24 protein-coding genes and 4 tRNA genes are annotated in these 24,182 nt (G+C 55.5%); 11 read left to right on the forward strand and 17 right to left on the reverse strand.

Annotation, left to right across the window (positions count from 1 at the left end):
- Positions 1-212: 212 nt before the first annotated feature.
- Positions 213-404 (forward strand): hypothetical protein, encoded by a 192-nt coding sequence (locus K3169_RS21400; RefSeq protein ID WP_263267899.1) that lies wholly within the window; start codon positions 213-215, stop codon positions 402-404.
- On the opposite strand, the gene K3169_RS21405 is transcribed toward K3169_RS21400, so the two are convergent.
- From K3169_RS21405 to K3169_RS21435, 7 genes are all read right to left on the reverse strand, one after another.
- The gene (locus tag K3169_RS21405; RefSeq protein WP_263267901.1) at positions 405-2,153 is read right to left on the reverse strand and encodes a flagellar hook-basal body complex protein; all 1,749 of its coding nucleotides are present in this window, start codon (positions 2,151-2,153) and stop codon (positions 405-407) included.
- A gap of 198 nt (positions 2,154-2,351) precedes the next feature.
- A complete protein-coding gene (gene flgE / locus K3169_RS21410) occupies positions 2,352-3,692 on the reverse strand; it encodes a flagellar hook protein FlgE (RefSeq protein WP_122704499.1) in 1,341 nt (446 codons plus the stop codon).
- Between the two features lie 28 nt (positions 3,693-3,720).
- The gene (locus K3169_RS21415; RefSeq protein WP_122704497.1) at positions 3,721-4,401 is read right to left on the reverse strand and encodes a flagellar hook assembly protein FlgD; all 681 of its coding nucleotides are present in this window, start codon (positions 4,399-4,401) and stop codon (positions 3,721-3,723) included.
- Positions 4,402-4,415: 14 nt separating this feature from the next.
- On the reverse strand, positions 4,416-4,856 hold the full coding sequence (flgC, locus tag K3169_RS21420; protein ID WP_027898659.1) for a flagellar basal body rod protein FlgC: 441 nt from the start codon (positions 4,854-4,856) through the stop codon (positions 4,416-4,418).
- A gap of 3 nt (positions 4,857-4,859) precedes the next feature.
- Positions 4,860-5,267, reverse strand: coding sequence for a flagellar basal body rod protein FlgB (gene flgB, locus K3169_RS21425; RefSeq protein ID WP_099267377.1), 408 nt, complete (start codon positions 5,265-5,267; stop codon positions 4,860-4,862).
- Positions 5,268-5,654: 387 nt separating this feature from the next.
- Positions 5,655-6,482, reverse strand: coding sequence for a protein-glutamate O-methyltransferase CheR (gene cheR, locus K3169_RS21430; RefSeq protein WP_027902538.1), 828 nt, complete (start codon positions 6,480-6,482; stop codon positions 5,655-5,657).
- Between the two features lie 44 nt (positions 6,483-6,526).
- Positions 6,527-7,459, reverse strand: a complete 933-nt coding sequence (locus K3169_RS21435; RefSeq protein WP_027902539.1) for a chemotaxis protein CheV — start codon at positions 7,457-7,459, stop codon at positions 6,527-6,529.
- A gap of 79 nt (positions 7,460-7,538) precedes the next feature.
- Here K3169_RS21435 and flgA point away from each other — a divergent pair, with 79 nt between their 5' ends.
- The 4 genes from flgA to K3169_RS21455 all read left to right on the forward strand — a co-directional run bounded on the left by flgA (position 7,539) and on the right by K3169_RS21455 (position 10,142).
- On the forward strand, positions 7,539-8,297 hold the full coding sequence (flgA, locus tag K3169_RS21440) for a flagellar basal body P-ring formation chaperone FlgA (RefSeq protein ID WP_099267378.1): 759 nt from the start codon (positions 7,539-7,541) through the stop codon (positions 8,295-8,297).
- 184 nt (positions 8,298-8,481) lie between these two features.
- The gene (gene flgM, locus K3169_RS21445) at positions 8,482-8,799 is read left to right on the forward strand and encodes a flagellar biosynthesis anti-sigma factor FlgM (protein ID WP_095094570.1); all 318 of its coding nucleotides are present in this window, start codon (positions 8,482-8,484) and stop codon (positions 8,797-8,799) included.
- Positions 8,800-8,848: 49 nt separating this feature from the next.
- Positions 8,849-9,313, forward strand: coding sequence for a flagella synthesis protein FlgN (locus tag K3169_RS21450; RefSeq protein ID WP_122396601.1), 465 nt, complete (start codon positions 8,849-8,851; stop codon positions 9,311-9,313).
- Positions 9,314-9,395: 82 nt separating this feature from the next.
- Positions 9,396-10,142, forward strand: a complete 747-nt coding sequence (locus K3169_RS21455) for a flagellar brake protein (protein ID WP_099267516.1) — start codon at positions 9,396-9,398, stop codon at positions 10,140-10,142.
- 325 nt (positions 10,143-10,467) lie between these two features.
- Here K3169_RS21455 and K3169_RS21460 read toward each other — a convergent pair whose 3' ends face one another.
- The 4 genes from K3169_RS21460 to K3169_RS21475 all read right to left on the reverse strand — a co-directional run bounded on the left by K3169_RS21460 (position 10,468) and on the right by K3169_RS21475 (position 15,730).
- Positions 10,468-11,838 carry an MFS transporter gene (locus tag K3169_RS21460; protein ID WP_263267907.1) on the reverse strand — a complete coding sequence of 457 codons (1,371 nt, stop codon included), beginning with the start codon at positions 11,836-11,838 and terminating at the stop codon, positions 10,468-10,470.
- A gap of 54 nt (positions 11,839-11,892) precedes the next feature.
- A complete protein-coding gene (locus K3169_RS21465) occupies positions 11,893-13,134 on the reverse strand; it encodes a glutamine synthetase family protein (protein WP_263272340.1) in 1,242 nt (413 codons plus the stop codon).
- 302 nt (positions 13,135-13,436) lie between these two features.
- Positions 13,437-14,129: a sensor histidine kinase gene (locus K3169_RS21470; protein WP_027902546.1), complete on the reverse strand. Its 693-nt coding sequence runs from the start codon at positions 14,127-14,129 to the stop codon at positions 13,437-13,439.
- On the reverse strand, positions 14,126-15,730 hold the full coding sequence (locus K3169_RS21475) for a response regulator (protein WP_231674089.1): 1,605 nt from the start codon (positions 15,728-15,730) through the stop codon (positions 14,126-14,128). Before K3169_RS21475 ends, K3169_RS21470 begins: the two co-directional genes overlap by 4 nt.
- A 567-nt stretch (positions 15,731-16,297) precedes the next feature.
- Between K3169_RS21475 and K3169_RS21480 the strand changes: the two genes are divergently transcribed.
- Complete coding sequence (locus K3169_RS21480; RefSeq protein ID WP_263267910.1) at positions 16,298-18,703, forward strand: TonB-dependent receptor; 2,406 nt, start codon at positions 16,298-16,300, stop codon at positions 18,701-18,703.
- Between the two features lie 267 nt (positions 18,704-18,970).
- Complete coding sequence (locus K3169_RS21485) at positions 18,971-19,294, forward strand: hypothetical protein (RefSeq protein ID WP_231677482.1); 324 nt, start codon at positions 18,971-18,973, stop codon at positions 19,292-19,294.
- Positions 19,295-19,378: 84 nt separating this feature from the next.
- Here K3169_RS21485 and K3169_RS21490 read toward each other — a convergent pair.
- Positions 19,379-19,455 (reverse strand) — tRNA-Arg (locus K3169_RS21490).
- 315 nt (positions 19,456-19,770) lie between these two features.
- On the opposite strand from K3169_RS21490, the gene K3169_RS21495 reads away from it, so the two are divergent.
- From K3169_RS21495 to K3169_RS21505, 3 genes are all read left to right on the forward strand, one after another.
- Positions 19,771-20,022 carry a hypothetical protein gene (locus K3169_RS21495; RefSeq protein WP_099267518.1) on the forward strand — a complete coding sequence of 84 codons (252 nt, stop codon included), beginning with the start codon at positions 19,771-19,773 and terminating at the stop codon, positions 20,020-20,022.
- 49 nt (positions 20,023-20,071) lie between these two features.
- Positions 20,072-20,257, forward strand: a complete 186-nt coding sequence (locus tag K3169_RS21500; protein ID WP_027900089.1) for a PA3371 family protein — start codon at positions 20,072-20,074, stop codon at positions 20,255-20,257.
- 421 nt (positions 20,258-20,678) lie between these two features.
- Positions 20,679-21,008 carry an Arc family DNA-binding protein gene (locus K3169_RS21505; RefSeq protein WP_027900088.1) on the forward strand — a complete coding sequence of 110 codons (330 nt, stop codon included), beginning with the start codon at positions 20,679-20,681 and terminating at the stop codon, positions 21,006-21,008.
- A 155-nt stretch (positions 21,009-21,163) separates the two neighbouring features.
- On the opposite strand, the gene mgtE is transcribed toward K3169_RS21505, so the two are convergent.
- Positions 21,164-22,606: a magnesium transporter gene (gene mgtE / locus K3169_RS21510; protein WP_027900087.1), complete on the reverse strand. Its 1,443-nt coding sequence runs from the start codon at positions 22,604-22,606 to the stop codon at positions 21,164-21,166.
- A gap of 318 nt (positions 22,607-22,924) precedes the next feature.
- On the opposite strand from mgtE, the gene bamE reads away from it, so the two are divergent.
- Positions 22,925-23,443, forward strand: coding sequence for an outer membrane protein assembly factor BamE (gene bamE / locus K3169_RS21515; RefSeq protein WP_122396608.1), 519 nt, complete (start codon positions 22,925-22,927; stop codon positions 23,441-23,443).
- A 43-nt stretch (positions 23,444-23,486) separates the two neighbouring features.
- Here bamE and K3169_RS21520 read toward each other — a convergent pair.
- From K3169_RS21520 to csrA, 4 genes are all read right to left on the reverse strand, one after another.
- Positions 23,487-23,563 (reverse strand) — tRNA-Arg (locus K3169_RS21520).
- Between the two features lie 72 nt (positions 23,564-23,635).
- Positions 23,636-23,712 (reverse strand) — tRNA-Arg (locus K3169_RS21525).
- A 108-nt stretch (positions 23,713-23,820) separates the two neighbouring features.
- A tRNA-Ser gene (locus tag K3169_RS21530) sits at positions 23,821-23,911 on the reverse strand.
- 62 nt (positions 23,912-23,973) lie between these two features.
- Entirely contained in the window at positions 23,974-24,162 is a 189-nt protein-coding gene (gene csrA, locus K3169_RS21535) for a carbon storage regulator CsrA (RefSeq protein WP_002554426.1), read from the reverse strand.
- Between the last annotated feature and the right edge of the window lie 20 nt (positions 24,163-24,182).

A 24,182-nucleotide genomic window follows, 5' to 3' on the forward strand; every position in this document is an offset into this window, starting at 1 on the left:
GCGGGTACACCGAGCGACAGCGAGGCACCTAGTGGTGGGGTAAAAGCCTTTTGCTTACTTTTGGGCCCAAAAGTGAGGCGCCGTAAGGGCGCAACCAATAGAAGCCATGAACGCGACAACGGATATGTACACAAGACATAAAAGATCTGTAGCCCCCCACACAGTGATAGTCTTACACCCAGCACTTACCCCGAGAGCACCAGCCAACCGACATGAAAGCTCATGCAGGTTTTACCTTGATCCTTGCCGCATCCATTGCATTGGCAAGCATCACTGTACAAGCGAAAAACGCCCGCTATTACCGGTGGCAAGGTGCGGACCGCATCGTCTGCGCGCAAACCAGCCCCGGCGAGGGCTGGAAGCGACTGAACGGCTCCTTTATCAAGTCCGACTGCTCAATCTGATCAGGTCGACTGAATCAACGTCTGCATCAACGTCACCTCGGTTGAAATCGCTTTAGAGTTCGCCTGATAGGCCGTCTGCGCCTGAATCAACTCAATCAACTCATCAGCCAGCGTCACGTTGGAACCCTCCAGCGACTGACCAATGATGACCCCCAGCGTCCCGACACCCGGCTCATCAAAATTGGCAGGCCCGGACGCACGCGTCTCACTCCAGCGCGTGTCACTCTGCGGCTGTAACCCCTGAAGATTAGCGAAACTGGCAAGCATTACCTGACCGACATCACGGGTAAGACCGTTGGTAAAACCCGCCCGCAGCACGCCATCGCGGCCCATGGTCAAACCGCTTAATTTCCCCGAAGGATGTCCATCCACCTGCTGTGCCGAACGATTCGAAGCACCGTTGTGCTGGCGCAACCCCGTCAAATCGATGGCAATACCGCCATCGCTGCCCGCCGCACCGTTGGATACCCAGCTCTCACGACTGGTCCCGCGATCACGAACAATTGCCGGCACCCAGCCCTCGAGCTGCAGGCTATCTGTACCGTTGCCGGTCATTCCCGGCATACCGACCAGCGACTTCAATGAGCCGTCCCGATTGAAAACAACGTTGGCCGTCATAGGCTCTGTGGACTCGGGCGCCTGAGGATTACGGTCATTAATCAACACATGCATCCGCCAGCTGTTAGTCCCGTCCTTGACGAAGTATTTCTTCAACTCGTGCTGATTGCCCTGCCCGTCAAAGATCGCGTTGGCGAATACCCTGCTGTAGGTCTTCAGATTGGTGGGATCGAAGACCGGCACAGGCCGGACCATCACAGGATCGCTGTCATCGAGGGCACTTGCCGCGCCATCGTTCAGGGACAAAGACACCGCCCCGCCATCTGCAGCACCATTGAAAACCCAATTACCGTTCACTTCTTTGGCGGGCCGCCAGCCATGCAGCGAAAACTCGGTGTCCGATACCTTCCGGATATGTTGTGTGTTGCCAGAGTATTGCAGCGTTCCGTTTGCCGCTTTCTCCAACGTGACATGCTGCGGAGCCGTGCTGCCAGGGTCGACGGGATTACGACCATCCACCAATACATACATCGACCATTGATTCTCGTCGGTCTTGACGAAGTACTGCTTGAGCTCGTGATCCACAGGCGGGGCTGGCGCGACGCCTGCGTCCTGAATGGTTCGGCTGGTCATGCGCGTGTAAGTCGCAGGGTTGTCCGGATCAAAGGCAGGCAACTGTGCAAGGGACGGCAGCGACGTATCCAGATTGACTGTTTCGGCAATTTTCGAGGTTGCCTTGGGCTCAATATTGGAAGCATTAATCTTCAGATCACTGCGTACTCCCGTCATGATCTCGCCTCTCTCGTTGGCCGCGTATCCCTGCAAACGCGCGCCTTCGCTGTCGACGATGAAATTGTCGGCATTCTTGAGGAATGCTCCGGCACGCGTATAAGCCAGCGAGCCGCGCTCACTCACTACAAAGAAACCATTGCCCTGGATCCGCATATCCAGGGCACGGCCCGAAGTGGTCATGGTGTCACCCTGGTTGAAGTTCTGCCGCACCTCCGATAAACGCACACCATCACCCGCAGCGTTCTGCCCACTTCCCAAGTGTGAAGACGAATACAACGCGGAAAATTGCGCACGCGAGGATTTAAAGCCAACCGTTCCGGCGTTGGCAATATTATTGCCCGCTACTTCAAGCCGTTTGTTAGCAGCTTTTATTCCACCAATAGCAATATTAAACGACATTGAAACTCCCTTTTACCGTCGACGGCTTTTATTGAGGAGTTTTTATTCTCACATTATCGCGAGTAGGAAATTTCCATAGTCGTTGAGTGACCGATCTGGAAATTAATATTCAAATGTAGGACGCCGTTTATTATTTAACGCCCATAAAAAAGCCCCTTCGAAAAGGGGCTCTTCAAGCAGCGTATACAGCGACGTTTATCACGTCATCTGGATAGTGGTCTGCATGATAGTGCTTTGCGTAGAGATGGTCTTCGCGTTCGCCTGATAGTTACTTTGTGCCTTGATCAGGTTAACCAGCTCCATTGTCAGGTCAACGTTGGAGTCTTCCAGCGCCTGGCCGGAAATTTCGCCCAGCGTACCCGACTGAGGAGCACCGGTAACCGGAACGCCTGAGGCGAAGGTTTCACGCCAGTTGGTACCACCGGCTGGAGACAGACCCTGCACGTTGGCGAAGTTGGTCAGCGAAACCTGACCAATCACCTTGGATTGACCGTTGGTATAACTGGCAAACAGGTTACCGGTAGCGTCAACGCTCATGGAACTGATCTGACCGGTCGCATAACCATCCTGAGACTTGGTGATAGCGCCCGACACAGAAGCCGTTTGAGTAGTCGACAGCATGTCCAGCTGGATACCGCCGACAGCAGCCGCCGCACCGTTATCAACCCAGTTTGGAACCGTCGCAGTGCCCGCGTTGTAAGCCGGATCCCAGTTGGATATCTGGAAGGTACCGTCAGTATTGACCACGACGTTCGCAGTCGACGTCGGCAACGGGTCAGTAATCAGTGCCCCTGCAGAGTCAAAGCTCAATACCGTCTGATCCGGAGTGGTAGCGGTCGCCAGATCAGCGTTGGCAGGGTCACTGATGCTACGGCCATCAATCAGCGAGTACATCGTCCAGGTGTTAGTGCCGGACTTGGCAAAGTATTGGTCCAGGGTGTGCTGGTTCCCCTGCGAGTCATAGATCGCAGTGCTGATAGGGAAATTGTAAGAAGCGGTATTACTCGGATCGAACGGAGTGACAGCAGGCACCGTCGCGGTAGAGTTCATGTTCGACGCGAGCGAGATCTTAGCAGTCGGATTTGGCGCCTGGTTCGAAGAATCGACCCGCAGGTTTTGGGAGACCCCCGTTACCACGTTACCGTTGGCATCAACGTTATAGCCCTGCAGGTTCATGCCGGAACTGTTAACGACGTAACCTTCCTTATCGGTATGAAAAGCGCCTGCGCGAGTGTACAGCTTCTCGCCATTGTTGCTGATCATGAAGAAACCGTTACCGTTAATCGCCAGGTCGAGGCTGTTGGCGGTGCCGGTAGTCAAGGTGCCCTGAGTAAACTGCTGGGACACTGCAGCGGTTCTTACGCCACTGCCAACGTTGGTATTGCCGGAAGTACCGCGAATGGATTGCGCGTACTGATCAGCAAACTCCACACGGGAAGCTTTGAACCCGTTGGTTGCAACGTTGGCAATGTTGTTGCCTGCTACGTCGAGACTTTTATTTGCTGCGTAGAGCCCACTAAGACCGGTATTGAATGACATGTAACACTCCTTCGCCGTCGAGTCGGCTCTAAATTCCGATAGTTTGTACTTTGGACAGCGCGATAGTTTGACCGCCCGCCAGGTTAAGCATCATTTCCCCACCATTGACCCCGGTGGTCACACTGTTGACCGTGGCAGGCAGATACGTGGCGAGACCTGTCGCAGCACCGTCCAGAGAGCCTGAAGCCACAAAGCTGTAGTTGCCGGAAGCGACTTTTTCACCCGCTTCGTTGGTGCCGTCCCAAGTGAAACTTGAGGTACCCGCAGACTGGCTACCCATGTCCACGGTCTTGACCAGATTCATCTGCGCGTCATAAATCTTGACGTTGGTTGTCGTGCTGGAAGAAGGCACAACTACAGAACCCGTCATGCCCTTCGTGGTATCAACCGAGGTTGAACCCGCATTCACAATTACTGAACGGCCTACCAGAGAAGAAGCTTGCAGTGCTTGCGAGGACTGATAGAGGCCAGCAATGCCGTCTACCGTGGTCGTCAGGTTCTGCATGCTTTCCAGGCTGCTGAACTGCGCCAACTGGGCAACGAACTCACCGTTGTCCTGTGGCTCGAGCGGGTTCTGGTTCTTCATCTGAGTAACCAGCAACTGCAGGAAAGCATCTTTGCCCAACGCGTCGTTGGAACTGGTCTTGGTTGCAGTAGGGTTTTGCAGCGTACTTATGAATTTCGCGGATACATCGTTTTCAACGGCCATTTACGCGCCCCTTATCACTGACCGAGGGTCAGGACTTTTTGCATCATGGATTTGGCGGTGTTCATGATTTCCGCGTTGGTCTGGAACGAACGACTGGCGGAAATCATGTCGGCCATTTCTTCAACGACGTTCACGTTCGGGTAGTACACGTACCCATTGCCATCGGCAGACGGATGATTCGGCTCGTAGCGCGCTTCGAGGTTGGAAGCATCTTCAATGATGCCGTTGACCTGTACGCCCTGACCGGCTTCACCTTGATCCTGGAACAGCGAACCGCCGCCCTGCTGGCTTTGCTGGAAAACGGTCGCGAACACCGGGTGACGGGCGCGATAAGTCTGGTCCATGCTCGAAGACACAGTCTCGGCGTTGGCGATGTTACTGGCGGTGGTGTTCAACCGAGTGGTCTGAGCACTCATGCCGCTACCGGCAATGTTGAAGACGTTGGCTAGAGACATGAATTACTCTCCACGAAGAGCTGCAACCAGCCCTTTGAATTTACTGTTGAGCAAAGTGAAGCTGGCCTGGAAACCGACGGAGTTTTCCGCGTAGTTGGCGCCTTCCACCTGAGCATCGACGGTGTTCTGATCCAGCGACGGTGCCGACGGCGTGCGGTACATCAGTGTGCCGTCAGTGTTGCCCATGCCTTCAGCTTCGATATGACGGTTGTTGGTCATATTCATCGCAAACTTGCCGTTGCTGACTTTGTCGCTTTCGGCGGCCAGCACGGAAGAGAAGTCCAGATCACGCGCCTTGTAGTTCGGCGTATCGGCGTTGGTGATGTTGTTAGCCAGGACTTCGGCACGCTGAGCGCGGAAGCTGAGTGCCTTTTCGTGAATGCCTAGCGCTTTATCGAAGCTAATACTCATTTCGGGAAACCTTTACCGGTTGACCAGATTTTCTTGATAGAGACATAGCAATCAGCGTGCCAGTTTAGGAAATGCCCTGTTTCAAAGGGCTGCAGGGCTGAGCGGCAGGAGGGATGACAGAAAAGCGGCAAGTCATTTCCGCTGAGAGCGGCATAAGCGGCAAGGTAAGTGCCGTAAAGTTGCCAGGGTGGAGTCAAATGTGCTGAGTTCTATGGTGTTCTTATCGCGGGCAAGCCTCGCTCCCACAGGCAGAACGCAATCTCATGTGGGAGCGAGGCTTGCCCGCGATAAGAACACCACCGACTCAACAGACCTGACATCAATCAATCGCCACTACCAAAACAAAAAAAGAGACCCTAAGGTCCCTTTCCTGAACAGCACAAGAGCTTACTTCGCCTGGTAAATAATCCCCGGGCTGCATTGCACCATCTGGTAGTGATCCGGCAGACCATTCAGCGCCTCGGACGCACCGAGGAACAGATAGCCGCCCGGCTTGAGCGTGCCGTGAATACGCAGCAGGATGTCTTTCTTCACCTCGGCCGAGAAGTAGATCAGCACGTTGCGGCAAAAGACGATGTCGAACTTGCCGAGGCTCGCATAGCTGTCCAGCAGGTTAAAGGCACGAAACTCGACCCGGCTCTTGATCGGAGCCTTGACCACCCAACGCCCCGGCGACTTGACGTCGAAGTAACGTTGCAAGCGGTCCGGAGACAAACCCCGACCGATTGCCAGGCTGTCGTACTCACCCGACTTGCAGTTGGTGAGCATCAACCCCGACAAGTCAGTGGCAACAATCTGCGCCCCGTTCTTCAACTGCCCGGAATTGCTGCGCTCAAACTCGTCGATGGTCATCGACAGCGAGTACGGTTCCTGACCCGAAGAGCAGGCTGCCGACCAGATGCGCAGACGCTGACCGGGAGCAGCCTTGATCGCTTCGGGCAGCACCTTGTTCTTCATCACCTCGAACGGATAGGTGTCGCGAAACCACAGGGTTTCGTTGGTGGTCATCGCATCCACCACCTGCTCGCGCAAACCGCTGCGTGGCTGTGACTGGATACGCTGAATCAGCTCCCCAAGGGTTTTGATGCCTTGCTGTTCCATCAACTTGTTGAGGCGACTGGAAACCAGGTACTGCTTGTTCTCACCCAAAAGGATGCCACAGGCTTTTTCCAAAAATACCCGGAACTGCTCGAAATCCAAATTACCCGTAGCCAAAATGCCGCCTCTCAAATCATGTAAAACCACCAGGAACGACGTTCCTAGCTGATGTCTGCTGCCTTGATTCTGTCCACAACGCGTGCTGCGAGATCATCAGGCCGGAATTTGGCAAGGAAGTCATCCGCGCCAACTTTCTTCACCATAGCCTGATTGAACACACCTGACAGAGAAGTATGCAAAACGATGTGCAATTTTTGCATCCGAGGGTCATTACGAATCTCGGAGGTAAGCGTGTAGCCGTCCATTTCCGGCATCTCGATGTCGGAAATCATCATCAGGAATTCTTCTTCAGGCTTCTTGCCTTCAGCGACCATCTGCTTGAGGTAATCCAGTGCCTGACGACCGTCGTTGAGCGCAACCACTTCCACGCCAACAGTCTGTAGACAGCGGCTGACCTGTTTGCGCGCCACTGACGAGTCATCGACCGTCAGCACTCGCAGAGAAATGGCTTTGTGATGGGTTTCCTCGTCGATCACACCGACAGACACGGCTTCCGACATCGGTGCCACTTCCGCAAGAATTTTCTCGACGTCGATGATTTCCACCAACTGGTTATCGACCCGCGTCACTGCCGTCAGGTAGTGATCGCGACCCGTTCCCTTGGGTGGCGGATGGATCTCTTCCCAGTTCATGTTCACGATGCGCTCAACCGAGTCCACCAGAAAACCCTGAACCTTGGTGTTGTACTCAGTGATGATCACGAACGCGTTATCAATCGACATCTGTCCTGGCAAACCGGTTGCCATGGCGAGATCGAGAATCGGGATCGTCCCGCCACGAATGTTGGCAACGCCGCGCACAATCCGACTGGATTTGGGCATCACAGTGAGCTTGGGGCATTGCAGCACCTCCTTCACCTTGAAGACGTTGATCCCATAAAGCTGTTTGCCATTGAGACGGAACAACAAGAGCTCAAGGCGATTCTGCCCAACCAGCTGTGTTCGCTGGTTCACTGAATCCATTACACCGGCCATGCTGCGACTCCCCTATCAAAGTAACCATCGCCACAGCACCTGGTCAGGTAAGCGGCACGGGCCTTGCTTTTCATACGTCATGAATGCAAAAACGACAATTTCCCGACACGCCATCTTCAAGAACCGCATCTTGCTCTGTTCGCTGGCTTTGCTGTGTCTTTCTGCCTTGGTGAATACCAGCCGGGCAGACAGTTTCACATTGCCTGAACAACTTATCGGCGTCACTCAGGGGTTTCTTGAATTCACAGTTGAAGACTATTTGGCGACTGCCCAGATCGAAGGGCGGTATGAAATTGAAGTGCGTCAATTGGACCCGCGTCTGCGCATGCCTTTTTGCGACAAGGAATTGACAGCAAGCCTGGAAAGCCCGCGCCCCGTAGGCCGCGTGACTACCCGGGTCCGCTGCGAGGGCTCGTCGCCCTGGACGGTGTTTGTGCCCGCCCAGGTGCGGTTATTCCGCAATGTGGTGACTGCCGTTCGTCCACTCAAGCGTGACGCGGTAGTTACCGAGCAGGACATCGCCATGCGCGAGCGCGACATCGGTTTGCTGGGTCAGGGATTTCTATCTGCCGAAGATCAGGCGATAGGACAGAAGATCCTCCGACCAATGGTCATCGATCAAATCATTGCACCCAACTTTCTGGAACAGCCCCAGATGGTTAAAAAGGGTGATCAGGTGGTGATCACCGCTCGCAGCGGCTCCATCTCCGTGCGGATGCCGGGCGAAGCGTTGTCTGACGGGACGTTCAACGAACAGATACGGGTCAAGAATCTAAACTCGAAGCGCATCATAAAGGCCAACATTACCGGGCCTGGACAGGTGGAGGCCCCTATGTGATCAGCAATGCGGCGCGATAGAACACTGGCGTGAAACGCTTGTTTTTCCTAGACTGCGAAACAACTTCTGCGGTTCGAGGTCCATTGGCTGCGCAAAACGCAAATGGATTTCACTTAGCAGGCTAAAGTTTTTTTGCATTTGGTCGAAACCATGGCAAGCGTCCAATTACCCAGAGGTTTTTATCATGGTCATTGACTTCAACAGACTGAACAGCGGCAACGCGGTTAGCGGCACTACACGTACCAACAGCGTTAAAGAAACAGGCAAGACAGAAGCAGCGGTTAAAACCGGCGCACTGGAAAAAACCGCCAGCACCGGCGAATCCGTAAAACTGAGCAGTGAGTCTCAACAGTTGCAAAAGATCACTGACAAGCTGGGCGAACTGCCGACCGTCAACAGCGCCCGCGTGGCGGAGTTGAAACAAGCGATCGCAGACGGCAGCTATAAAGTGGACAGCAACCGTGTAGCCAGCAAGCTGCTTAATTTCGAAGCTTCGCGCTAGCCCAATGCTCGCGCGGTATCTTCTGGACGCTTAAAAACCAGAGCATGCGATGCAAGACACTACTTTGCTCCAACTGATGACCGACGACATGGTCCCGGCCCAGCAATTGCTGGAAATACTGCAGGCAGAATCCCTTGCCCTGATCGGCCGCGACATGGTCGAGATGGAGCACGTTCTGGCTAAAAAGCAGGCGCTGGTGGTATTGCTCGAACAGCATGGCCGCAAACGCAGCCAGATCCTTAGTGGGTTAGGACTGAGTCCGGACCGCAAGGGGCTGAGCGCGCTTGCTGCCAGCTCATCGCTGGGCGAACAGTTGATCAAGGCAGGCGACGAGTTGAGCGCAGTGATTACTCAGTGCCAGCTCGTCAACACACAGAATGGCAGTTCTATCGTTATGCAGCAGGCTTCTACTGCGCATCAACTGCGGATACTGACCGGTGACATGCCCACGTTGTATGACAATCGTGGGTCGACATCGGGCCGTGCAAAACCACGGCCGTTAAGCCAAGCGTAGTTTTCTGTATCAAGGCGCTTTGCATGCTGGCAAGATGCCTGCAATTGCATTGCTGTCGTATTTTGCCTGGAGATGGAAAAAAGTGAATGGCTCAAGCGCGGACGATGCTCCGCAGCCCCCAAAGGTACTGAATACGCCTTTGGAAATTGCCGCCAATTTGCGGCTGCTACTTGAAAGTCATGATCCCCTGATCATCACTTTTCATGAGCGCACACAACGTTTTCAAAGTTATTTGATTGAGGTCGACCGCGAAAGCGATGTCATTGCCCTCGATGAAATGATCCCCCGTGACGGCGAAAAATTCCTCGCCAACGGCGAAGCTTACCGGGTCGAAGGCTTTCATGACGGCGTACGCATCGCCTGGGAAAGCAACAACCAGATGACCATTCATGAAGTCAACGGCGAACGTTTCTACCGCGGTCCGTTGCCAACTGAAGTTATCTATCACCAGCGTCGTAACGCGTTCCGTGCAGCACTGAAACTGGCCCAACTGGTCAGCATCGAGATGGGCGGCGACCGACTCAAATTCCCTTTAAGCGGCAAATTGCTGGATATCTCGGCGACGGGTTGCAAGCTTCGCTTTGAGGGCGATGTTTCAGAACGCATGCAGCTGGGCCAGGTGTATGAGCGTTTCGTTGCTCAACTGCCGTTCGGCACCATGACCGCCCCGGTTGAATTGCGTTACCTGCACTTCGAAGAAAGGGTCAATACCACCTTCGCCGGGATCCGTTTTCATAACATGAGCGGGCTGGTGCAGCGTCAGGTTGAACGTTTTGTGTACCAACTGCAGCGTGAAGCCCGTCGCTTCGACAAGGACGACGACTTCTGACAGCTGTCTTTGGCTGTTAAAAAAGGCGATTGCGCGGTGAGCGTAATCGCCTTTTTTGTTCATCCTGCCTGCAGTGACGCGGAACCTGTAGGGGTCGCCACGGTGTCCTTAACACCACGCTGTCGCGCAACAGACACAGGAACTGTAGGAGTGAGCTTGCTCGCGATGGCGTCAGGCCAGACGGTAATTTCCAACAGGTATACCGTTATCGCGAGCAAGCTCACTCCTACAGGGTCCGTGTGCCGCGAGACAGCGCGTGTCGGGGACACCGGGCTCCTACAGGAAATGCATTTCGATTTAGTAATTTTACATAGTGTTCACGAGCCTAAGGCCGGTTGATCTCCTCATCCTGCACAACCCCATCGGCCTCCCCTTCAGTCCTGGCCTCAACCGGCGCTTCAACCTCAGGCGCCGGTTCAACCACCGGTTCAACCGTGGTCTGCATCTGGTCCTGAACCACCTGCTCATCAACCCGCGGGTCAAGCGCAACCACCAGTGGCGAACTGGACATGCTGTCCGGCATCGCGACGTGGTGCAGTGGCGCGTCGTCCACCTGGTGCAGGTGAGTCACGGCTTTAGGTCGGATCAGGAACACCAGCGCCAGTGAAGTCAGGCAGACGAAGGCATAAAGCATATTGCTGCCTAGCGCCTTCATCAGCGCACCTGCCGCCAGCGGACCAATACTGGCGCCAATGCCGAAAGTCATCAGCAACATTGCCGTCAGCGACACCCGGCGCTCACCTTCCACGTGGTCGTTGGCGAACGCGACGGCCAGCGGGTAAAGGCTGAATTGAATCAACGACACAATGAAGCCGACGACAAACAACACCTCCAGCGGCATGCTGGGCAGGATTGCCAAAGGCAACGCCACGACCGTCAGGACGCCGGCAAAAGCTCGCATCAGTTGAGCACGATCATAACGGTCAGAAAGAAGCCCCAGTGGCCACTGAACCAGCAGGCCGGCCAGAATACAGCAAGCCATGAACATACCGACATGCTCGGTCGACAGGCCCTGTTGCGCTGCATACAGAGGCGCCAGACCATAGAAAGCACCGACGATAAGCCCCGCCCCCAATACGGTTGTCAGCGACTGCGGAACCCGACTGATAAAGAAGCGGGGCTCCAAAGGCGCGGGATGCAGGGGTGCCGGGTGAATGCTGCGGGTCATCGCCACAGGGACGAGACACAAGGCAAAACACATCGCCACCAACATCAACAGCTCTGGCCCCAATCCGGGGTGGACCACCAGAATCATCTGACCCAGCACCAAACCCAGGTAGGACGCGATCATGTAGCCACTGAAGACCATGCCACGCTGCTTGGGAGCTGCCTGCTCATTCAGCCAGCTCTCGATCACCATGTATTGGCACATCATGCCCAGGCCCACGATCATCCGCAGGAATAGCCAGGCTGGCAGCCAGTCAATCAGGCCAAGGCCCAATACCGCTGCCCCGACAATACCCGCACAGGTGGCATAGGCACGAATATGCCCGACACGACCGATCAGGCGATGCCCGACCTTGCCACCCAGCACCAGCCCCACGTAGTTGGCGGCCATCAGCGCACCGATCCACAGGCCATCGACCTGGTCAGCGGACAATCGCAAGGCAAGGTACGTACTCAGAAGACCGGAGCCGGTCAACATCATCAGGGAGGCAAAATACAGACCCTGAAAGGACTTCCAGATTTGGCGCATCGACTTTCCAAAAATTAGGAGCCGCCGAAATGGACGGCTCCTGAAACACGATTCTTAAGCCTGGGCAGCCAGAATGCGCCGTTCCCAGGGGGTGATTTCATCAAAAAAGCTGGTCAGTTCCAGGGTCTTCGATGCGATGTAGCCTTCGATGAACTCAACGCCAAACAGTTCCTTGGCCAACTGACTGCGTTTCAGACGCTCCAGAGCGGCATGCAAGGTACATGGCAATGACAATTCATCCGGCACATGGATGTCGCCCTGGGTCGGGGCCGTCGGCTCCAGTTGCTGATCGATACCATGAAGCCCCGCTGCCAGACTTGCAGCTATCGCCAGATAAGGGTTGGCATCAGCCCCCGGCAGCCGGTTTTCAACGCGTCTGGCTGCCGGTCCACTGGCCGGAATACGTAATCCCGCCGACCGATTGTCATGTGACCAGCAGGCGTTATTCGGCGACGCAAACGGATGACACAAGCGCTGATATGAGTTCACATTCGGGGCAAACAGCGCCGTGAAGTCAGCCATGCAGGCTTGCTGACCGGCAATGAACTGCCGAAACAGCGCCGTTGGCTCGCCCTGCTCATCGCTAAACACATTCGCGCCAGTGACCGAGTCAACCACACTCTGATGAATATGCATCGAACTGCCCGCCGTATGCGCCAGCGGTTTTGCCATGCACACCACGATCAAACCATGCTTGAGCGCCACTTCCTTTAGCAAGTGCTTGAACAGCAGCGTCTGATCGGCGAGCAGCAGCGGATCGCCGTGAAGCAGATTGATCTCGAACTGGCTGACACCCATTTCATGCATGAAGGTGTCACGGGGCAGCCCCAGTGCAGCCATGCATTTATAGACTTCGCTGAAGAACGGCCGCAGACCATTGTTGGAACTGACACTGAACGCTGAGTACCCTTCCTCGCGACGGCCATCGATTCCGGCTGGCGGCTGAAAAGGCCTGGCCGGATCGGGATTTGGCGCAAAGACAAAAAACTCCAGCTCGGTAGCAACCACCGGTGCCAGTCCACGCTCGGCGTAACGAGCGATCACTGCCTTGAGCAAGCTTCGGGTAGACAGGTTACAGGCGCCACCGCCCAGCTCTTCGGTATCACAAATCACCAGCGCGCGAGGCTCGACACTCCACGGCAAGCGATGGATCTGCTGCGCATCGGGGATCATTGCCACATCACCGTCATCGCTGCCGTAAAAACGCGAAGGCGGATACCCGCCCATGATGCATTGCAACAGAACACCCCGGGCCATCTGCAAGCGCCGACCTTCAAGGAAGCCTTCGGCAGTCATCACTTTGCCGCGGGGTATTCCATTTAAATCAGGGGTGATGCATTCAACTTCATCAATGCCCGTCAATCGCTGTGCGAGCGTTTTGTGGCCATCGCTGGTCATGACTCGAATCCTTCCTTTTTCTTACGGAGCGCTCCGTAGCTGGACGTACAAAATACGCATCACGTGTGGAGACTTTCAAGTATCAGAGGCTGATCAGCAGCAGGAGCGACCCGAACAGCTGAAAAAAACCCACCGTTTAAGGTGGGCTAATGAGTGCGCCGGAGTCTCCGGCCGATGTTGGAGAGCTCAGTAAGCGACGACTACGGCAGGTAGATCCGAAACAGCCCGCCCCCTAAAGCACCGCCATTAGCCAGCTCAATCCGCCCATGCACTCCATTACGCTGATGCTGCTCAGCAATACGAGCGGCGAAGTAAAGTCCGAGGCCGGTGCTGCCGCTGGCCTGGTTGATACCCAGTGCGTAATCAGCCTGCTTCTCAAGCATGCTTGCGGAAAAGCCGGCACCGTCGTCATTGATCGCGATGCAGAGTTGCCCGTCCTCTTCGCTGACGGTGATGGCGATGGTCTTGCGGGCATAACGAATGGCGTTGATGGTGACGTTACCCACCACCGTGCCGATCAATTCGCGGTCGAAGAAACCCAGGGGGATGAGCGCATCGACTTCGCAGGTCGCCACGATACCGCGACTGTTCAACACCTCTTGATGATGGGCCAGTTGCCCTTCGATGAAGTCGTCCATCTCATGGTAGTCAGGGCGCAGGGGCAGCTGATTGACGTCCAGCTTGTAGAGACCGAGTAACTGCACGAGCATGCCGTTGAGCCGGGCAAACTCGTACTCGATCACTCCATGTTCCGGGGTGTCTCGCTGCTCGTCGGTCAACTTCGCCAGCCATCGGTTGTGAGACTGACCCAGTGTCGACAGGGAGTTCTTCATATCATGTACCGTCGACGCAATGACCATGGAAAAATCCATACTCGTTTCGTTTTCGCTCATGCTCCAAATGCCTTGCTCTGCAGTTTTTGATAACGCTCGAAACGCGGGTCACTCTCCGGCATCTTGCCAACCATTTTCAGGCAGGCGCGACACTCTTCCAGTTTCGCTGCGTCAGGTGCTGTCGCCATGGAATGGAGCAATGCCTGCGCCAGGTTCAAGGCGATACTGATGTTCTTGGCTTGCAGTGCCAGAGCGCGACGGAAAAAATCCTGCGCATCGTTGAGATTACCGGCCTTGTAGGTGCGCACGCCCTGAACGTTGAGCTCGATGGCGGCTTTGTTGGCACCGAGGATCGTGGGGTCATCCGTCTGTTTGGCGATGCTTTGCATCACCTGCGGGTCATCACCGTAAATCTCGGCGCAGCTTTTCAACACGCCCGCCCCCGCCTCTTCATGCCCAAGACTCTGCAATTGCGAAGCAACGGCCAACGCGGCATCAGCACTCAGGAACTGGTCCATGCTCTGCAAGCGACCCATCGCATCCGCAGTCAGCTTGGCCGCCATCTCAGGATCGGAGTGCTTGACGCTGGCGGCCTTCATCAACCGCGTACGCACCTGCAGCCCCTGGTCGGCACCGTTTTCCTTGGCGACGTCACTCAGCGTCTGATTGATCTCGACACGAGCACGCGCATCCAGGCCTTGATCACCACCGCGACTGATCAATGCCTGAGCGAAACCAAGATTGGTTTCCGGATTCTTGAAACGCGAAAACTGACCTTGGTTGACCGCTTGGCGAAAGGCCTTGGAAGCGCCGTCAAAATCGTTGTTGTCCAGCGCCAGCTTGCCGAGCAATGTTTGTCGGCGCACTGCCAGTGGAGAAATCTTGACAGCGTCTTCCAGCACTTTCTGGGCACGCACAACATCACCACGTGCAACCAGCGCCTCGGCCAAGCCATCGTAAAGGGTTGGCATACCGGGAAAGGCTTTTATGGCCGCATCAAAAACGGCCTGGGCATCGGCGTGCTTGTTGCGCTTGAGCAATAGATTGCCGAGGGCCGCGTAAGCCCAAGGGGCCGGGCGATCAGCCAGAATCGACTTGAGGAATGCTTCAAGGGGTTCAAACTGTTTGAGGTCGCGCAGCGCGTCCGCCTTGTACCGCAGACACAGCGGTGCGTAGCGCGGGTCCTGCTTGGTCAGGGCCACGCACGCGGCGAGCACTTCGGCAGGCTTGCCGCGATCCAGCGCTTGCAGGATTGGCTTGAGTACGCCCTTGCGCTGCACCAGTTTTTCAAGACGCTGCGCCAGGCCTGCCCGGTTGAAAGGCTTGGTCAGATAAGCATCCGGCTCCCATTCCAGCGCACTCATTACCATGGCCTGGCTGTTTTCCGCCGTGACCATGACAAATACGCTTTCGTGGCTCAACAACCGGTCGACCATCAGGTCTTCGAGCACATGCTGGCCGTTTTTCTTGCCGTCACCGAGATTGAAGTCATGCAGAACAAAATCGTAGCGCTTCTGCGAACACATCTTCAGCGCCTGCTCTCCGGTGTCGGCGGTGTCGACATCCCTCACCCCCAATTCACGCAGCATAGAGCGCACCGAGCTGCGGAAGTCGGAGAAGTCGTCGACGATCAGAAAACTTTTTTGGTTGTACGCCAGCATCAGGGATCCTGTCAGGGAAGAAAGAAGATGAGCCCAAAGGCAAACATATAGACGGGTCCAGCTTCGCTGCCCATTTTTGGCGTGCAATTACCAGTAAATAGCATTACGCCATCACGCACATTCTACATCAAAGCCCTGCTCCAGAGCTCTGAACGGCACCTTGCGGCCCTGCCCGGTTCACGTACATCACCACCGCGTGAAATCAAACGGGCCATCGCCGATATGACGTTTATCGGCACCCTGCCAGTTTTCTAGAGCCTGAATAATGGTCGGTGACTGTGTTTTGATAGGCGCTCTGTGGGAGTCCGAAATAGAACTGCAAAACGGGAAAACTCACAAAGTAAGTTTCTGTAGGAGCGCACGAGCAACGCGAGGCCGCGATTGCGGTGTGTCAGACAGAACGCCATCGCGGCCTCGCGTTGCTTGTGCGCTCCTACAGGACCACCGTTTACTGAGCGACTTGAGCATCAAAAGCAAGGAATTCGAAAAAACCTGCGTATCCCCTGTCCCTTTTTTTCGCCTCACCGGTCATCACAGGTAAGTGAACAAATATGAGAGCCTACCTCCATGTCCCCAGCGTCGCCTTTTCGTTTGCGCCCCTTGCTGCATTTCAGCCTTTTGCTGACTTTGAGTTCCAGTCCTCTCTTCATTTCGTCCAGTTGGGCCGAGGGTGCAGACCGTCGCACTTACGAGGTGCCCGCAGGCAGTCTGGGCGCGGCGCTTACCCGCTTTGCCGGTCAGGCTGGCGTCAACCTGTCGGTGGACCCAGCCCTGGTAAGTGGTCGTAACAGCGCCGGACTGTCTGGCGATTATGCGGTGGAAGAAGGCTTCTCACGCTTGCTGCAAGGTTCCGGCCTGCAACTGGTGTCGGTGGCGGATCATGCCTACACCCTGATCCCGGCGCCGGAAGGCAGCAGTAGCCTGCAACTGGCGCCGACATCGATCCTTGGTGCAACAGGCTCGACAGACGGTCAGGCTTACGCCGGAGGCCAGGTAGCTCGCCGCGGATCGCAGGGCCTGCTTGGCTCACGGGATTTCATGGACACGCCTTTCAGCATGACCACCTACACCAGCAAGACGGTCAAGGATCAACAGGCCAGAACCCTGGGCGACCTGGTCGCCAGCGATCCTTCGGTACGTGCGACCAACCCCGCAGGCGGGCGTTACGAACAGTTCACCATCCGCGGCTTGAGCCTGTTCAACAGCGACGTTTCCTATAACGGTCTGTACGGCATTTTGCCGACCTATACGATCGACATGGAAATGGCTGACCGGGTGGACATCCTTAAAGGCCCGAGTCAGCTGGTCAACGGCATATCACCGCGAGGCAGCGTAGGTGGCGGCATCAACGTGGTGCCCAAGCGCGCCACGGACAAGCCCATCACCGAGCTCACCGGCAGCTACGCCTCCAATAACCAGCTGGGAACCGCCATCGACGTCGGCCGCCGGTTTGGTGACGAAGGCAAGTTCGGCATCCGCTTCAACGGCGTCAAGCAATCAGGCGACACCGAATGGGACCACCAGAGCGTCGACCGGGAGATGGCGGTGCTCGGTCTGGATTTCCGTGGCGAACGCCTGCGTCTTTCGACGGACATCGGGCACACCGAACGTGACACCGATGCCCCCCAGGAACGCGTACAGATCGGTGCCAACGCGCAAGTACCCAACGCCAACGACGTGCGTCGCAACTACGCGCAAGCCTGGAGCCAGGCGCGCACCCGAGATACCTTTGGTGCTGTGAACGCCGAGTATGACGTCAGCGACTCAGTCATGGTGTATGGCGGCGTGGGCGCGCGTAAAAGTAACCACGACTTTCTCCGTCATGCGGTTTCAATCACCAATGATGCGGGCGATTTCAGCGTCCAGCCCCGTGACTTCACCCGTGATGAAAATGTCCGAACTGCCACTGCAGGCGTGCGCAACTGGTTCCAGACCGGTCCTGTGAGCCATGAAGTCAATCTGGCCGCCAGTTACTTCTACATGGACTTCGAAAATGGCGGGGCACGGTACGCCGCATCCCCGAGCAACCTGTTCGATCCAGTAGACACGCCAACGCCCAGCAATCCCACACGGCAAGATGCAAAGGTTTACACAGAGAGTCGCTACAACAGCGTGGCCTTGTCCGACACCCTGGGCTTTTTCGATGACCGCCTGCTGCTGACACTGGGTGCCCGCTGGCAACGAGTCGAGGTCGATGACTGGAGCGATAACGTCAAAGGTGATACGGGCTATAACGAAGAGAAGATCTCACCATCGGGCGGCATCCTCTACAAAGTGACCGATCAACTGTCGGTGTATGCCAATTACATGGAAGGCCTGAGCCAAGGCAAGATTGCTCCTTCTACCGCAAGTAACGCAGACGACATCTTTCCGCCCTTCCTCAGCCGACAGGTTGAGGTGGGCACCAAATACGACCTGGGCACCTTCGCTTTCACCGCCAGCGTCTTCAGAATCAAACAGCCGGCTTACGAAAGGAACGAGATCTCCACCCGCTTTGGTCCAAACGGCAAGCGTGAAAACACCGGCGTCGAACTCACCCTGTTCGGCGAGCCACTTGAAGGCGTCCGCCTGCTGGGCGGCGTGATGTACATCGACAGCGAACTGACTGGCACAGTCAACGGCACCTTCGACGGCAAACGCGCCCCCGCCACACCTGAATACAACGTCAATCTGGGGGCCGAGTGGGACGTGCCAAATGTTAAAGGCCTGACCCTGACCGGCCGCGGCATTTACTCCAGCTCCCAGTACCTGAACCAGGCCAACACTAAGGAAATCGACTCGTGGGAGCGGTTCGACGTAGGCGCACGCTATGCGTTCAAGGTTGACGACAAGGACGTAACCCTGCGCGCTAACATCGAAAACGTTATGGATAAACGCTTCTGGAGTTCGGCAGGTGCGTCGGATGACAGCGAGCCAGGTCTGACGCTTTCTACGCCACGGACTTATCTGGTTTCGGCAACGATCGGGTTTTAAGCGCTAATGGATGAGCAGCGCCCAAGGACGGGCGCACCCTGCTCGCCTCTTCTCCAACGGTGCAATGCCGTGCAGGAACCTGAGTGACCGGTATCGGGTCGCATGCAAAGTTGCTTTATTCACGCGTCCCCCTCCCCCCGTAGGAGCGCACGAGCACCGCGAGGCCGCGATAGCGGTTTTTCAGGCAGATCGCTATCGCGGCCTCGCGGTGCTCGTGCGCTCCTACAGACTGATTCCAATCGCATGTTGATGACAGGAGCTTTCAACCTGAACCCCGTAACCCCGGATGGCCGTTATTTCATTGTCAAAGGGCAACTGTGGCGCTGTTCCAATCCTGCACTGGATGAGAATGAGCGCCAGCGCCTGGTGAAAGACCTGATGGCCGCACGCTGCTCCGTCAAGGCAGCAAAGGCGTCGGGTGATCCTGATGAGATGACGGCGGCGAGATCAGCCGTTCAGTCGGCGAAAGTGGCCTTGGGGGAACGTGGGCCGGTGTGGTGGAAGGACGGTGCACCGGACTTCAACAGGCACAAGGTCGTCAATACACCGTACGCGGAGTGGTATCGGTCGCTGGGAGACGTCACTTCTTAGCACCAGGAAATAGTGGTAGCCCGATAGACGCCGGTTTTCAGAAGAAAAAGGAGACCAGGAGACTGCAAGAAGCTTTGAGTCAGATGGTGTCCCAGGGCAGGTTCGAACTGCCAACCTTCCCCTTAGGAGGGGGATGCTCTATCCAATTGAGCTACTGAGACGCAGTGGCCAGCACACAGAACTGTGCCAGCGAGGACGGCGTGCATGTTAACGACACATGACCATTTTGTCATGTCGTCTTTGGCTTACACGGCTGTGGTCCATATCCGTTTAATTTGCCCGAAATCTGCACGGTCATGCATTTTGCAACGCTCCATATGGCCATCATTGCAAAACGCATGCAAACACCCTCCTGCAGACATTTCAAGCTATTGATTTATAAGGGTTTTATTAGCAATCAAAGTTGGCATGCAGACTGCACTATTACTGACGGTAGAGACCCTTCCTTAAGAAAGTTCCATCGGAGGTAAATGAAAATGAACATCACCCTTTCAGTGTTGAACGCTGCAGCGCTGGTTGCACTGGTGGCTTTTCATTTTCAGGACGATGGTAAAGCAGAGCAAACCGCGCTGCAGACTCAGCCGCACCACCTGCTGCGCCAGGCACCGCAGCTGGCGGTCATGACTGATCGCAGCAACAAGCCTCAAGCTGTGACGCTTGCCAATGACGGCGATTCCCAAGCCTCTGGCTCAGCAAATCTGAGAACTGAGCCTCGCTGGGTTTTCTGAAGTCTTCCACGCCTCCGTGATGCAACGAATAATCGAAAAGAGAACCGCCATGTCCAAGTCCGCTGTGTCATTCATCCTCCTTGCCTTGCTGGCTGTAGCTGTTGACTTTCAGTTGCCTGCAACGGCTGAAGGGCTGAGTAGTGCTGCAAAGATCGCTGCTGGTGTGTTTTCGGTTCTGTTTGTTGTCGCTCTGATCCTCGGTCGCCGTTTCAAATTCGACCCGGTACTTCGTTAACTGCAACCCCCTCCTCTGCGGATCCATCATTTGCGATCCAGCGAAGCGTCAAGCGCGGGACTGGCGGGCTACCCGTCACGTCTGTCGGCCAGCATTCGTATTCCACTGGCAACCTTCTAAGCTGACAAATAGCCATCACGGCAGTCATGGGCTCGTAAAAGGTACGAATTCGCACCTTACAGATGAGCGGATGCTTTAGGGCTTTGCTAATTCGCTCGCAATTCTGATAATTGGTGCTGGCTAATCGCCTTTATCTGAGTCAATATTTGTCACAGAATTGACGCCAAGGATATGGCAGATTGGGGCATGATGCTGGCCTCTTGAGAACACGGTTGAACATTTCGCCAAAAGGGCTGTCACAGATTGACATCCATGCGGCGACTTGCAAGAACCGCTCCCCCTGAACTAACCGGTTAAATATATGAGCCCTATGAAACAGGCTACTTATTCCAGCCGCACGGCTGACAAGTTCGTCGTACGTCTACCAGACGGCATGCGTAATCGTGTGCAAGAGGTAGCTAAAAACCACCATCGCAGCATGAACTCAGAAATCATTGCTCGCCTCGAACAAAGCTTGATTCAGGAAGGTGCACTGGGCGACGAACCTAGCCTGCGCCTCGACAGTCCTGAGCTGTCCCTGCATGAACGTGAATTGCTGCAACGCTTTCGTCAATTGTCCCACCGTCAGCAGAACGCACTGGTGTCACTGATTGCACACGACACTGAGCTGGCTGCAGACAACGAAGACTGATCGCAAGATCAAGTTTTTCAAGCCAGCGTAATTGCTGGCTTTTTTTATTCGCGGATTTTTATTGTTTAGTTATTTGTAGTACCACCTTGTAAGACATATCCTCGAACCATAAAAAAACCGCCTGCGAGGGCGGTTTTTTTATGCAGCTAAAACAACTAAAGCAGGAAGATGGTGGCCAGCCCCAGGAAGATGAAGAAGCCACCACTGTCGGTGACTGCTGTGATCATGACGCTCGCCCCCATTGCCGGGTCTCGGCCGAGCTTGGACAGCGCCATAGGGATCGTGACCCCCATCAGAGCTGCCAGCAGCAGATTGAGTGTCATGGCCGCTGTCATCACGACACCCAGCGACCAGCTGCCATAGAGCAGATACGCCACGACCCCAATCACCCCACCCCACACGACACCGTTGATAAGCCCCACCGCCAGCTCTTTGCGCAGCAGGCGCTTGGTGTTGCCGGTATTGACCTGGTCGAGCGCCATGGCCCGCACGATCATTGTGATGGTCTGATTACCAGAGTTACCGCCAATCCCGGCCACAATCGGCATCAAGGCTGCCAGCGCGACCAGCTTCTCGATAGAGCCTTCGAACAAGCCAATCACACGCGAAGCCAGGAATGCAGTGATCAGGTTGATTGCCAGCCACGCCCAACGGTTATGCAGTGAGCGCCAGACGGAAGCAAAGATGTCTTCCTCTTCACGCAAACCGGCCATGTTGAGGACTTCGGTTTCGCTCTCTTCACGAATGAGGTCAACCATTTCGTCGATGGTCAGACGGCCGATCAGCTTGCCGTTCTTGTCCACCACCGGCGAGGAGATAAGGTCGTAACGCTCGAACGCCTGAGCGGCCTCGTAGGCATCACCATCCGGGTGAAAACTCACCGGATCATTGGCCATGACCTCCGACACCTGCTTCTCAGGGTCATTGACCAGAAGGCGCTTGATGGGCAGCACGCCCTTGAGCACGCCGTCGTAATCGACTACGAATAACTTGTCGGTGTGCCCCGGCAGCTCTTTCAGACGACGCAGGTAGCGCAGAACGACTTCAAGGCTCACATCCTCACGGATCGTGACCATCTCGAAGTCCATCAGCGCGCCGACTTGCTCTTCATCGTACGACAGCGCAGAACGCACACGCTCACGCTGCTGAGTGTCCAGAGCTTCCATCAGCTCATGGACAACATCCCGGGGCAGCTCGGGGGCAATGTCCGCCAGTTCGTCGGCGTCCATTTCCTTGGCGGCAGCCAGAAGCTCGTGATCGTCCATGTCGGCGATCAGCGTTTCCCGAACGGAATCGGATACTTCGAGGAGGATGTCGCCATCGCGGTCCGCCTTGACCAACTGCCAGACCGTCAGACGATCTTCGAGAGGCAATGCTTCCAGGATGTAGGCGACGTCGGCAGAGTGAAGATCTTCGAGCTTGCGTTGCAGCTCGACCAGGTTCTGCCGGTGAACCAGATTTTCTACACGGTCTTGATTCTGACCTTCCTGACGATGAGTCAGGTCTTCAACAATACGCTGGCGCTGCAGGAGCTCGATAACCTGAGCCAGACGATCCTGCAAACTATCCTGCGTTTTTTTTACTTCGATTTCGGACATAGGCGAACTCCACTCCCAGCAGCGGAGCACGCCGGGAGATCAATCAGTTAATGCATGATTGCTTAAAGAAACTGTTGAGTAACTACTGGGTAAGTCCATGGAGGTTTTCCACAAGCCCCGGCGGGGCTGACGGGCGCAATCATACACCGCTTGACCACATTGCACGCTACAAAATTCTGGCCAGAACAAGCGCTTGCAACACAAACTTCATAATCTGCGCGGCAATAGACCTTCGACGACACATCCCGCCAAGAAAACACCTGCCCGGCCAAATGACCTTGACTAGTCTTTTGCGACATCCGTCACGGAAGACCCCAGATGAACCAAACGCACGCCCGCCTTCTAGGCCTCGCCCTGCTATGCTCTTCAACCTTGCTGCAAGCATCGAGCGTTCTGCGCTGCGAAGACGCTACCGGCAACATCACCTTCACCACCCTGGGCTGCCCAAGCGGAGAGGACGTACAGTGGCAAGACGCTTACAACGCGCCGCCCGGCTCGGTTACGCCGTTGCTTCCCGGCGCTGAACAGCAGGACAGATCCGGTAGAAGATCAGCACAAGCCGCTCAATCAAAAGCTGCTCAATCAGAAGAATTGGTAATAGTCGGTCAGCGTGACGACGGATGCGGCAACCGCCTGAGCCCCGAGCAACGTCGACGGGCGATCATCAATCAGCAGACGCCACCCGGCATGACGCGCAAGGACGTAGAAAGCTTGCTGGGCAGACCCGACAAGGTCTCAAGCAGAAATGGCGAGACGCGATACGTGTATAACGAGAAGAAAGGCCGCAGTAGCCAGGTCACATTCGACGAGCACGACTGCGTAAAAGGCAAACGCTAGAAAGCAAAAAGCCCGTATCAGACGATACGGGCTTTTTGGTGTTTGGTGCACTCGACAGGATTCGAACCTGTGACCGCTCGGTTCGTAGCCGAGTACTCTATCCAGCTGAGCTACGAGTGCATTAGCGCTTGATAAACCAGATCACCGCTGGTTACAACAAAGTCACCTGCATTACTGCAAACAACTCTTAAATGGTGCACTCGACAGGATTCGAACCTGTGACCGCTCGGTTCGTAGCCGAGTACTCTATCCAGCTGAGCTACGAGTGCATTTGTTGCCGCGCATTATAGGCCGTCGAATCTTTTGGTCAAGAACTTTTTTCTAGTAAATTCAACAACTTACCGATTAAAGCCAGATACAACGTACTACGCAAATAATGGCGGAGAACGGGGGATTCGAACCCCCGACACCCTTGTGAGGTGTACTCCCTTAGCAGGGGAGCGCCTTCGGCCACTCGGCCAGCTCTCCGCAACACGGGGCGTATAATAACCACCCTTTTCCCCGTTTGCAAACCAAAAATTCAATAAAAATTAATGGCTTGGTTCTTCGTCCTTCTCTTTCTTGATGCGCAGGTAAATCTCTTCACGGTGGACAGCGACTTCCTTGGGTGCATTAACACCAATGCGCACCTGGTTACCTTTGACGCCGAGCACGGTCACGGTGATTTCTCCATCACCAATGATCAGGCTTTCTGCGCAACGACGAGTCAGAATCAGCATACCTTTCTCCTCACGCACTA

This window comes from Pseudomonas phytophila, assembly GCF_025643095.1.
In the GTDB taxonomy this organism is placed as follows: domain Bacteria; phylum Pseudomonadota; class Gammaproteobacteria; order Pseudomonadales; family Pseudomonadaceae; genus Aquipseudomonas; species Aquipseudomonas quasicaspiana.